Genomic DNA, 12,118 nt, shown 5'->3' with positions numbered 1-12,118 from the left:
TCTAAGCTCTAAGCTCTAAAAAGCAAATCGTACATAAACAAAAAGGGAAGCAGATGCTTCCCTTTTTTTTGTTTGAGTGCTTTACCCGCCGCAGTCAATAATACCTACCGTATGACTTAGCGGCTTAATACAGTCAGTTATAATATCTACAATCATATAACATCGTTGGATTTTTTAAATTGTAGAACTACTCGTTTCAGTCATGTTCAGAACACAAGTAATAACTCATAAACACGGTTTATTAATTGCTCTTCCAGTTAGACTCAACTGCCGGTTGGCTAAAGTCCAAAGAACCGCCATTAGAGTTAGCTTGCTTATCTTGTGATGCTCGATTCGCGCTTGCCTTGTCACCATCATGGTTTTCAGCCGCCTGTTGGTGATTGTTGGCATTTAAACCTTGAGCACTTGAAGCTTCGGTATCCAAATCCGCCTTATCGACACCTAACTCATCACTTTCTTCGTCAGAGGCTTCTTTCACTTTCTTATGTACTGGGATATCGCGTTTGTAGAGCTTGTTGAGCGCTTTAACGATAGAGTGCTTGGTGATTGCTTCTTGCGTCAACTTGGTCATTATTGGCTTAGTCAGAGCCTGTAATCCCACAACGGCATCAACACCAAGATCCCCACCAACTTTATCTCTCAAATACCTAGCATCCGCATAGCCAAAATGAGCCGATAAGAATAACCAGATATACGCGATAGCATTGCCGTGCTCACCATGGTCAATCCACGCCTCACCGGCTTTAAACATCGCTTCTGCACAGTTTTTTTCAGCTGCCGTTTCAAACCAGTAAACCGCTTCACGATGATTAGCGACAACACCAACACCGTTCAAATAGCTCATACCCAATTTAATTTTTCCGTCTAGACTATTCTTTTCAGCCGCTTTTCTGTACCACATGAAAGAGCTTTCTGGAGAATAATCTGGGTTCTCTCTATCTAAGCACCAATCCCCCATAAAAAGCATCGCTTCAGTGTTACCACTAGCTGCAGACTCTTCAATATAGGCGCTGCCTTTCGGAAGGTTTTTCTCAACTCCGCGACCAAACACGAGTGCTTTACCCACCTCGAATTTTGCAAGCGGATCATTATCCAGTGCTGATATCGCTAACTGCCAAAAATTGGCCTTTTCTCTTAAAATTAGGTCTTCTTTGCACTTCATACTCAGACGCACAATGCCGTACATGCCGTTGACATTGTCTAAATGGGCAGCTTTATCGTACCAATACAGAGCTTCCTTAAGATTGACTCGTTCGGCCTCTTTCGCCAAATACAGAATCGACGGCACATGCCCTGTTTCAGCCTTAAATTGACGATCTTTTTGCTCTTGGATACGTGCTTTTTCAATCGCTTTTCGGTAAGCGACAGCGCGAGCTTTACGTTCTTGTTCCAAGCGCTTTTTTCTTAGCGACAAAGAGACCAACCAAACAGCAATCAGTATTAACGAAAGAGCGGTCGCACCAATTGCGATTCCCATTGTACTCATAAAATATTTTGTCCTAACTCGGCTAATAGCACCCTACACAGGAAAGCAATCAACCTATAGCGAGCAGTATGTTTGAATGACAGGGAAAAGCGCAGTTATTAAAACGTTCCGCCCTAACATGAATTTTGTTCAGTATCTCAGGAATACATAATGATAAAAAGCCTACGAGTATCTATCCGTCAGCACTCCATTAATGCTGTGATCCCGCTCGCTTTTTCTCTATAAGTCTTGGGGCGTTACTTATCTATCTTATCTATCAGCTTATGGCCTAGACTTTCCAACTAACCTTGCTGCATCTTTTCCCAAATGGTCGGAGAGCCAATATAGTCTTGAACCATAGTAATGAACTCTTTCACCAATTTGGTCTGCTTACGATGCGGATACACAGCATAAATAGCCGTATCAACCGTCGAGATTGCATAATCAGGAAGTAACGTAACCAAGCCCAGTTCTTTCATTGAGGCATACAAGTTTGATTGGTCAAGGAAGCCATAACCTAAGCCATCTTTCACGCAAGACACCATGGTGCGAACATCACTCACCTTATAGTTACCGCGAATCGTTAGGCTTTGGAAAGTGTTGCCATGCGGCTCTTCACTGATCCGCAGGTGATCGACTGTCATATCACCATTGGTATAGATAACCGCAGGTAAAGAGAGCAAATCTTGTGGCGTCTTTGGCTCACCGTGCTCTTTCACAAAGTCGTTCGATGCAACCAGCATGAAGTTACTGTCGGCAATCTTCTTGGCAATCAAATTGGATTCAACAAGCTTACTGAAGCGAAACGCGATATCAAACTGCCCTGCAATAATATTCGCGATCTTGTCGTCTAGTGACAGCACAATCTGAACATCCGGATACTTTCTCATGAACTGAGTAATAATAGGTTGTAAGTATTGCTGACCAAAATAGATCGGCGACGTAATTCGTAACACACCTTTGGGTTCAGATTGGTACGAGTCGGCAATGCCTTGAATCTGATTAATAGTATCTTTCAGTACATAGGTTTGCGCGAGAATATCTTCCCCTGCCGACGTCAACGAGAACGAACGCGTAGAACGGTTGAGTAACTGAACACCTAAATCTTGCTCCAGCTTTTTGATCTGTTTAGAGAGCGATGAGTTGTCCATATCGTGTAAGGTTGCCGCTTTGGTAAACGACCCTTGTTGAACCACATCTAAGAACAATAACAACTGATTAGTATTTGGCACTGCGCCTCTCCTACAATAAAACTCGACTAACGTTCATCTTTGGGTGTATCCATAACAACCATGGTCGTAATGGATTGAACCTGAGCACATTCCCCAAGCACATCGGCATGAAACTTCTTATAGCCCGGTAGATCTTTGGTCTCAACTCTAAGCAAGTACTCGTTAGCACCAGTAATGTTGTGACACTCCACCACCTCTTTCTCCATACTGACGTGCTGTTCAAACTCTAGCTGAGCCGCTTTGCTGTGGCTCGACAAGCCAATCGAAACATAAGCAATAAAGCCAACGCCCATCAGGCCATTATCCAGAACCGCGCGGTAACCTTGAATGATCCCTTTACGCTCGAGATCCTGTACTCGCCTTAAGGTCGCTGAAGCCGACAATCCTATACGTTCTGAAAGCTCAATGTTGGAGATTCTGCCGTCCAATTTAAGCTCTTGCAATATCCTTTCGTCAAATCTATCCATAAGTACTTATTATTGTGCATTAAGTGATAATTGAGGAAATAAAAGCACATAATTGCCTCACTTTCCACCTACTATGTTTCTCAACACGTGAAAGTCATGACCGGTCAGTCACTTCGTTCATTTTACTGCTGGAGAATCACAATGCCTTTAGAACAACTTAGCGCACTTGCCTTGTTTGCGTTTGTCTCGACCTTCACACCAGGTCCAAATAACATCATGCTCATGACATCAGGAGCCAATGTTGGCTTTGCTCGTACCATTCCGCACATGCTGGGCATTGCTCTGGGGTTTGCAGCCATGTTGCTATTGGTTGGCTTCGGCTTAATGGGGATTTTTAACGCCTATCCGGTCTCTCACCAAATCTTGAAATACCTGAGTCTTGCTTACCTCGTGTACCTTGCGATTAAGATAGCATTGAGCGGTAAAGCGAAAAGTACTGAGGCTTTTAAACCAATGACCTTCATTGGTGCGGCAAGTTTTCAGTGGGTGAACCCGAAAGGTTGGTCAATGGCGCTGACGGCAATTTCAGTGTACAGCAGTGGTAGTTCATGGTGGGAGCTCGCGATCATCGCCAGTATATTCACACTAGCCAACTTGCCATCAGTGACATTCTGGACGGCAGCAGGCAAACAACTGCAACACTGGTTAACAACACCAGTACGCATCAAGAGCTTCAACTACGGTATGGCAGGCTTACTTCTAGCCTCAACGATTCCGATGATCTAATCGACTTACTTTATCTATTGATGGTTAGTACACCGGTGCTAACCATCCGTTTCTTTAAAAGAGCTTAATAATCTCGCTTAGCCATTGACCAAATGTCGCCTGCCCACTCGGCGTTAACGTCCAGACAAAAGCCACAACGTTAAGTGACGCCGTCACGAAAAATACAAATCTAAATGGTTGCTTCTGCGTTTTATGACGCAGTTTATCTTGAGCAATTAACGCACCTAACCAACCACCAGCAACAGAAAAAACATGCAGAGTTTTCTCTGGTACACGCCAATTACCATTGATTGCCGCTCTCTTGTCCTTCGCGTACACAAAAAACGTCACTATTCCGATAACTAAATACCACACCAAGAGCGCTTTTGAACTTTCTGAAAACAACGCAGATACCGCTACCAATACCAGATAAGTAATAGCGATTTGAATAGATGAAGACAACATCAACTCCTTTGGATAATGAACAACATAGCGTCACCATTCCACATTAAAGACTCACTAAGGCTATTTGAGGCGAATGAGTACAAACTTTTTTTGATAGGAAAAACAACCAGCGAGTGAAGTGCCACTAAGCTCACATAAATAAGGCGTAGTTATCACCCCTAGCGACTACTCCTATCTTCTACGCCTATGGCTAACCAACTGTATTTTATGAGCTATTGAACCAATAAAAAAGCGCGTTAACCACCACAATCCGTGATATCGACACTAGGTTTCCTATTTTTACGGATTAAAAATAACTTAATACATAAGCGTCACAAATAGTGGAGCATCGTTAAGCCTAGGATATTCATCTTCGTAAAAAATATGGATATCAAAACGTGAACGAAATAAATACCAATAAACACGAGATTCTACAAAGTACCTTGAAGATTGCAAAAACAAAGAGCTTCAATATTGCGCAAACAAACAACTTCAAACGTTCAGCTTTAGCCAAGGCGATATTGCCTCTCGTCACCGCGACCTTGGTAGCAGGCTGTGGAAGCGACACTAGCAAAACAAACTCTGACAGCAATAGTCTATATAAAGCCGCTGAAAACGAAGTTGTTATTTATTACAAACGAGATGTTGCAGCGGCTCGCGCTTCTGGCTCGACCTACGACGGCTGGGGGCTTCACCTTTGGAATGGTGAAGGTTGTACGAGCACTGACTTAGTCGGCATGGGATTAGGTAACAATGGGACTGACTGGGATGTACCTTATGAATTCAAGGGCATCAATGATACCTATGGCGCCTACTACGTGTTGAAAGTCGACCCAGATGCATCCGACCCTCATAAGTGCATGAACTTCATCTTGCATAATGGCGGCGATAAGGCGTTTGGCAGCGCCAACTCGAAAATTGATCTCACCAAACTGAGTCAATCTCAATCTGTATTCGGTTTCCATGGCAGCAGCGCGCTGTACTACGAACCGATTTCAGAACGCCCAGTTAAGATTGATGGCCAGAAGGCACATTGGTTGGACTCAAACACAATCGCTTGGGAAGCTGCAGACGGTGCCGATTCTCTCAAGTTGTTCTACGCACTCGATAACAGCATCACGATAAACGATGATAAGGCGATCGCCGGTGGGCAGGCCGTTGAACTCAAAAAAGATGGCAAGCTATCCTCTGCATTAAAAGAACGCTTCCGTCATCTAGCAAGCCTACCCGCTTTATCAATTGATGTTGACGCCAGCACGCTGCGCACCATCTTGAAATCTCAAATCATTGTTGTTGCGTATAATGTGAATGGCGACGTTATCTCTTCAACTGAAGTTCAAAAGCCCGGCGTACTTGATGCTGTATTTGCCAACAAAGAGACGGGTAACGCAATCGGAGAAACACTGGGGGCGATTGTGGAAGGCAGCACGACGACCTTCAAACTTTGGGCTCCTACCGCGCAAGATGTTGAACTCGTCCTCTACAGCGAAGACCGACAAAGTTCAAAAGTGATCCCAATGACGGAAAGCTTGGAAACAGGCATTTGGGCAACGGATTCAATTTCTAACGCCGTGAATAGTTATTACCGTTACCAAGTGAAGGTCTACCACCCAACCACTGGTAATATCGAAACTCGCCTTGTGACCGACCCATACTCACTCGGCTTGTCGAAGAATTCAGCATACTCACAAGTGATTGACCTTGATGAAGCAGCACTGATGCCACAAGGTTGGGCTGGATATAAGCGCCCAACCGTGAAGAAAGACGAAGACCACGTACTGTACGAATCACACCTTCGTGACTTTAGCTTCAGTGATAAGTTAGGTACAGCAAGCTTAAACGGCAAGTACCTAGCGCTAACAGAAGCCGATCGTGAGTCAGTAAAACACTTGAAAGCTCTGAAAGATGCCGGTTTAACTACGCTTCATATCTTACCTGCATTCGATATCGCTACCATCAATGAAGATGACGCGAGCCGCGTGGATATCACCGACACCGTTGGCAAACTCTGTAACGTAAAACCAACGGCGACTTTATGCGGCACCGAAGATGAAAACAAAACCATCGAAACCGTACTCAACAGCTATAACTCTTCAACAGGCGATGCCCAAGCTCTAATGAACGATCTGCGTATGCTAGATAGTTTCAACTGGGGCTACGACCCATTTCATTACACCGTTCCAGAGGGAAGTTACGCGACAGATCCTAACGGTTCAAAACGTATTCTAGAATTCCGTCAAATGGTTAAAGCTGCGCACGAAATGGATCTTAAACTGATCATGGACGTGGTTTATAACCATACCAATGCGTCTGGCGTGAACGATAAGTCCGTACTGGATAAGATCGTCCCTGGGTATTATCACCGCCTGAATGTGAACACTGGTGGCGTGGAAAGCTCAACGTGTTGTGATAACACCGCAACTGAAAACCTAATGATGGGTAAGTTGATGGTCGACTCACTCAAGGTATGGGCTGACGACTATAAGGTTGATGGTTTTCGTTTTGACTTAATGGGCCACCAGCCAAAAAGCGTAATGGTTGAAGCATTGAAAGAAGTGCGCAAGATCGACCCAAATACCCTGTTCTATGGCGAAGGTTGGGACTTTGGCGAAGTAGCAAACAACGCTCGCTTCGAACAAGCCAACCAGATCAATATGGCAGGCACCGAAATTGGCACCTTCTCTGACCGTTTGCGTGATGCAGTACGCGGCGGTAGCCCATTTGATGGTGGTGTCGATTCTGAAGGTAAGCACCCACTTCGATTTAACCAAGGCTTCGGTAACGCCGCGTTTGCCAACGAAGAAACCAAAGTTGATCAAGATTCAGTCAACGGTCGTTTACACAACCAAGATCTTGTGCGTTTAGGCATGGCCGGTAACTTAGCCGAATACGTATTACTGGATTACAAAGGCGATACCAAACTGGGCAAAAACGTCGACTACAACGGCGCACCTGCCGGCTACACCAAAATGCCGTCAGAGAACATCTCTTACGTTTCCAAGCACGATAACCAAACTCTTTGGGATAACAACGCTTACAAAATCGCCGAAGGTACAAGCTCTGCAGAACGTGCTCGTATGCAGTCGGTATCGCTCTCGACCGTCATGTTGGGTCAAGGCATCCCGTTCATACACATGGGTTCTGAACTGTTACGTTCTAAATCGATGCAGCGTGATTCTTACGACTCTGGCGATTGGTACAACCGTGTGATGTTTGATGGTACTGGCAATAACTGGAATGTTGGCTTACCTCGTGAAGACAAAGATGGTGCCAACTGGGAACTCATCAAAACTATCATTGCCGACAGCACAGCTAAACCAGTAAAAGAAGACATTGACCTCACCAAGCAGCAATTCCTAGAGCTGTTAAAAATCCGCAGCTCAAGTGAACTGTTCCGCTTAGACACAGCAGAAGAAGTCATGAAGCGTGTCGACTTCCGCAATGTGGGCAAAGATCAAATCGAAGGCCTGATCGTGATGTCTATTGATGACGGAATCTCCACAGGCAAAGACCTAGATCCAACCGCTGATGCCATTGTGGTTGTCATAAACTCAACGAGTAAATCTCAATCATTCAAGATCACGGGAGCGACGGGCTTTACACTCCATACCATTCAGCAGAACTCTGCCGATGACATCGTGAAAGGCGCCACCTTTTCCGCTGAGACCTTCACCGTTCCGCCATTGACCACCGCGGTATTTGTGCAAACTCAAGGCGCATCACAAGGTGCTGGGTTATCGGTTGATAACTCACAAAAGGACGTATCTAAGATTCCGCCATATGGCAAAACGACCGTCTATGTACGTGGTGCAATGAACGGATGGAACCCGACGGACGCTTGGGCGATGAGCTTCGTTGGTAACGGCGTTTACTCTGTCAGTGGCGCTTTGGCTGTGGGTGAATATGGCTTCAAGTTTGGCGGTTCTACTTGGGGTGTCTTGGATATTGGCTGTCACTCCGTCGACTTAGCTAAAGGCTCGATCAACATTGGCAGCGAAGGCGACTGTAAGTTGAATGTAACCGAAGCCGGCAACTACACATTCACACTGAATGCGATTCATCAACTCAATGACAGCGCAGAAAAAGCCGTGGTATCTGTGACGAAACAATAAGCTTCACATTCACATAATCATCACAGACGAGCCTGTTTTTTTGGGGAAAAGCGAGGGGAGGTATTAACCTCCCCTTTTTTTGAGCAGCCGCTCACATACCACAGCAACTACGCCCCGATTTTCTTACCCAAGGAGGATAAAGCCGCATTCTGATTAAGCTAGCCTCCTAACGATAACTTCTATATCAAATATAACGTCTATATCAAACATAACGTCTAGCACAGCTTCAACGACAAAGCCCTACACCTCCACTTCTCGAGATGGAATATAAGTATGTACAACAAGAAACATTCAATCTATCAAGTTTTTACCCGTTTGTTCGGCAATCAGAATACACAGAACACACCTTGGGGAACCATTGAACAAAATGGCGTGGGCAAGTTCAGTGACTTCACCAATAAAGCGCTGACAGAAATTAGAGAACTCGGCATCACTCATATTTGGTACACCGGAGTACCACATCATGCTGTGATCAACGACTACAAGCACATCAGCATCTCAGACGATCATCCAAGCGTTGTAAAAGGACGGGCTGGCTCACCTTATGCCGTCAAAGATTACTACTCCGTAAACCCAGATCTTGCTGACAACCCAGCGCAGCGTTTACAGGAATTCGAAGCCTTGATCAAAAGAAGCCATGACAATGGTTTGAAAGTCATCATTGATATCGTCCCTAACCACATTGCCCGTAATTACCAAGGCTTGAATAACCCAGAGGGCGTACGTGACTTTGGTGATCAAGATGACACGACGGTTGAGTATCATCGCAACAATAACTTCTATTACATTCCTGACAGCGCATTTGAACTGCCCGAGATCGAACCTGCGTTCATTCCTCTTGGAGGCGAACAACATCCGAATTTAGCCTCACCGTTTCTTGAATCCCCAGCCAAATGGACAGGTAACGGATCGCGTTTGAGCAAACCAAACTTCGATGATTGGTATGAAACCGTAAAAATTAACTATGGCGTGCGACCAGACGGTTCAAAAGACTTCCCTGAACTACCGAATGATTATGCGATGCATGATCACCTCGCCCACTACCATTTCTGGCAGCAAGTTGATGTGCCGGATTCATGGGTTAAGTTTCGAGACATCGCATTATATTGGTTAGAAAAAGGCGTCGATGGATTTCGCTACGATATGGCAGAAATGGTACCGGTCGAATTCTGGAGCTATCTCAATTCATCAATCAAAGTAAAGAATCAAGACGCCTTTTTGATGGCGGAAGTGTACCAACCGGACCTTTATCGTGATTACATTCGCATGGGTAAAATGGACTATCTGTATGACAAAGTCGATCTTTACGACGGCCTAAAAGCAGTCATGCAAGGTAAGGCTTCAACGGCAGTCATCCCTGAGATCCAGCATCAAATGATGGACATCGAACATCACATGATGCACTTCTTAGACAACCACGATGAGCAGCGTGTCGCGTCTCCTGATTTTGTTGGTAACCCACACATTGCCAAACCTGCCATGTTAGTCAGTGCGCTATTAAGTAGCTCTCCCACCATGATTTACTTCGGGCAAGAAGTAGGCGAATCGGGCGCGGAGAACGCAGGCTTTGGGCAACCTTCTCGCACGTCTATATTTGACTACATCGGTGTTCCTCAACATCAAAAATGGATGAACGGAGGAAAGTTCGATGGCGGGCAGCTCAACGATGACGAAAAGCAGCTCAGACTCTTCTACCAACAAGTGATGACGTTTTCATTGAACCATTCATCGATGACCGGAGCGTACCAAGACTTACACCAATCCAATCAGCTAAGTGATTCTGTTTATGCTTTCTTGCGTTTTGATAACCAAGAACTGGTTATCGCCGCGGCTAACTTCAGCCAAAGAAAAACAGACCACATTCAGTTGAAGGTGACGGCAGAGGTTATTCAAAAACTAGGCATCGCTGACGGAAGCTATACGCTCCAAGAACATATTGAAGGCGTCCAACAACAGACGCTGTATGTGGAAAATGGTGTCGGTTACTTCAGTGCAGAATTCCCCCCCCTAGCCGCTTTCGCTTGGGTGTTACCCCTTTAATCAATCGTTCTAAAAGTAACTGGTGATGACGGCGTTAAATCAGAGGAAACGGTACTTAACGTCGTCTTCGGATAAGTAAAATTCAGACGGTCGTTGGTTTTCAAAGCACGTTCTAAGCAGCTATGGCGGGTAGCTGTAACTTGTTTTTGCCCCATTATTTGGTAGACCTTTTACTCATTCGCATCCTGTTCATGAGCTTTTTCCCTACTAAAAGTTATCCATTCTTCTAATGCTGTTCGTTGTGAATCCCCGGGTTGTATCACGGGGGTAAATTCGACCTAGCTATCAGCACTCATACAACCCTGCTCTAGTTGCAAGCTTGCGCGCTAGCTTCACACATATAGTTATGAAGCATTTAGGATTCAGCTAGTTTTCTAGCCATAAGTAATTGTTAAACAATATAAAAATCTCGTATAATCGCTTTCACAAAGAACTAGATTGGAAGCTTTTGCATTAAAATCTAGAAACTGCCCCTTTTTTGTAAGAGATCTTATGGAAATCCTCGATGTTTCATGGACTGCAATAACCAAACTAATTCTTTCGGGTATTGGGCTATATATCATAGCGCCCATTTTACTCACTCTGAGAGATTTACTTATTACCAAATTAATTGAGCGTTTTCTCCTCAGTCAAACTATTAGAGATTCGATACACATGTGCGAGGCAGATCGCTGGCTGATAGACCATAAGTATAATGAACCAGTAATTATGGATCGTGGTCAACATTATATAGGTAAGAAGAAAGTCACAGAGAAGCAATATGAAAACTATAAGAGATGCATGTGGAAACACCATAAACGCTTTGGGTTGCTCGATTCAAAGATCCAATTTCGTGAAAATATAATAAATTATGTCATGAATCACTTAAAGAACAATAGCTATGTCAATCCAGTAGATGGCTTGAGAGCTTCTTCATACAAGCATGCTGAAAAATTAAACTGCTATAACGAATAATATAGTTAGGCCGCCACTTCAATGTTAAGAGTTAGATATTTATGTCAGATTTGATCGAAAAAGTAGTAATTGCAAATGCTCCAATTGATGCAGGGGCATCTGAATTTTTAGTTTCAATTAGCCCACATTACCCTTCCATAATTATCACTGCTCTAATAGGTATTGGTAGTATTTTTACTTCTGCTGCTGTTGTTTATATTACTCGTAAAAATCAAGAGTCTCAGAACAAGTCTAAGCTTTCAGAGCTACGTTATGAATGGTTAAAAGAATTTAGAGAAACAGCATCAGACTTCATTGGTGTATGTACTCATATAAAGTCTTGTTTCAACAACAATAGCTTTGAGGATGGTCAGTTTGATCTTCTACAAATGAAAGTATACTCTCTGCGAAGCCGACTAATATTAATGCTAGATACGGATACTGAAATTAAGTTAATAGTAGAAAGTCTAACTCAAGAACTAGTAGTTAGTGCTGTAAATGAAGATGTCAATGATAAGGACTTTCTAGCATACTTGGATCAGAACCGTGCACAGTTTGTCCTAGTAGCTGACCAATTTTGGTCTCAAGTCCAATCTCGACTTAATTAATATTGTAAATACTTAATAGTATGGCTACAAAAAGCCGAACTCAATGAGTCCGGCTTCTTTCTCCTTGATATGACCAAAAAGGAGGACTGGTTAAACGTATCCGCCCCATGAA

Annotated in this window: 9 protein-coding genes; 5 read left to right on the top strand and 4 right to left on the bottom strand. The window is 44.1% G+C overall.

Translation table 11 applies throughout. From position 1 onward, the window contains the following. Positions 1-241 precede the first annotated feature (241 nt). The 3 genes from AB4513_RS22750 to AB4513_RS22740 form a co-directional block, all read right to left on the bottom strand. Positions 242-1,477: a tetratricopeptide repeat protein gene (locus tag AB4513_RS22750; protein WP_102258068.1), complete on the bottom strand. Its 1,236-nt coding sequence runs from the start codon at positions 1,475-1,477 to the stop codon at positions 242-244. A gap of 290 nt (positions 1,478-1,767) precedes the next feature. Next, positions 1,768-2,697, bottom strand: coding sequence for a LysR family transcriptional regulator (locus AB4513_RS22745; RefSeq protein ID WP_102258069.1), 930 nt, complete (start codon positions 2,695-2,697; stop codon positions 1,768-1,770). A gap of 26 nt (positions 2,698-2,723) precedes the next feature. After that, positions 2,724-3,164, bottom strand: coding sequence for an Lrp/AsnC family transcriptional regulator (locus AB4513_RS22740; protein WP_009845852.1), 441 nt, complete (start codon positions 3,162-3,164; stop codon positions 2,724-2,726). A 141-nt stretch (positions 3,165-3,305) separates the two neighbouring features. On the opposite strand from AB4513_RS22740, the gene AB4513_RS22735 reads away from it, so the two are divergent. Then, positions 3,306-3,890, top strand: a complete 585-nt coding sequence (locus tag AB4513_RS22735; protein ID WP_029223178.1) for a LysE family translocator — start codon at positions 3,306-3,308, stop codon at positions 3,888-3,890. A 54-nt stretch (positions 3,891-3,944) separates the two neighbouring features. On the opposite strand, the gene AB4513_RS22730 is transcribed toward AB4513_RS22735, so the two are convergent. Further along, positions 3,945-4,334 carry a DUF1294 domain-containing protein gene (locus AB4513_RS22730; RefSeq protein ID WP_065678504.1) on the bottom strand — a complete coding sequence of 130 codons (390 nt, stop codon included), beginning with the start codon at positions 4,332-4,334 and terminating at the stop codon, positions 3,945-3,947. Between the two features lie 377 nt (positions 4,335-4,711). Between AB4513_RS22730 and pulA the strand changes: the two genes are divergently transcribed. The 4 genes from pulA (at position 4,712) to AB4513_RS22710 (ending at position 12,006) form a co-directional block, all read left to right on the top strand. After that, on the top strand, positions 4,712-8,425 hold the full coding sequence (gene pulA / locus AB4513_RS22725; protein WP_372071229.1) for a pullulanase-type alpha-1,6-glucosidase: 3,714 nt from the start codon (positions 4,712-4,714) through the stop codon (positions 8,423-8,425). 273 nt (positions 8,426-8,698) lie between these two features. Beyond that, positions 8,699-10,465 carry an alpha-amylase family protein gene (locus AB4513_RS22720; protein WP_102258070.1) on the top strand — a complete coding sequence of 589 codons (1,767 nt, stop codon included), beginning with the start codon at positions 8,699-8,701 and terminating at the stop codon, positions 10,463-10,465. 492 nt (positions 10,466-10,957) lie between these two features. After that, positions 10,958-11,419, top strand: coding sequence for a hypothetical protein (locus AB4513_RS22715; RefSeq protein WP_102258071.1), 462 nt, complete (start codon positions 10,958-10,960; stop codon positions 11,417-11,419). A gap of 41 nt (positions 11,420-11,460) precedes the next feature. Next, complete coding sequence (locus AB4513_RS22710) at positions 11,461-12,006, top strand: hypothetical protein (RefSeq protein WP_102258072.1); 546 nt, start codon at positions 11,461-11,463, stop codon at positions 12,004-12,006. Positions 12,007-12,118: the final 112 nt, after the last annotated feature.

The organism is Vibrio sp. 10N.222.54.E6 (assembly GCF_041473955.1).
Classification (GTDB): Bacteria; Pseudomonadota; Gammaproteobacteria; order Enterobacterales; family Vibrionaceae; genus Vibrio; species Vibrio tasmaniensis_A.
Note: the sequence above shows the minus strand (reverse complement) of the source record. Positions and strands in the feature narration are given on the sequence as shown.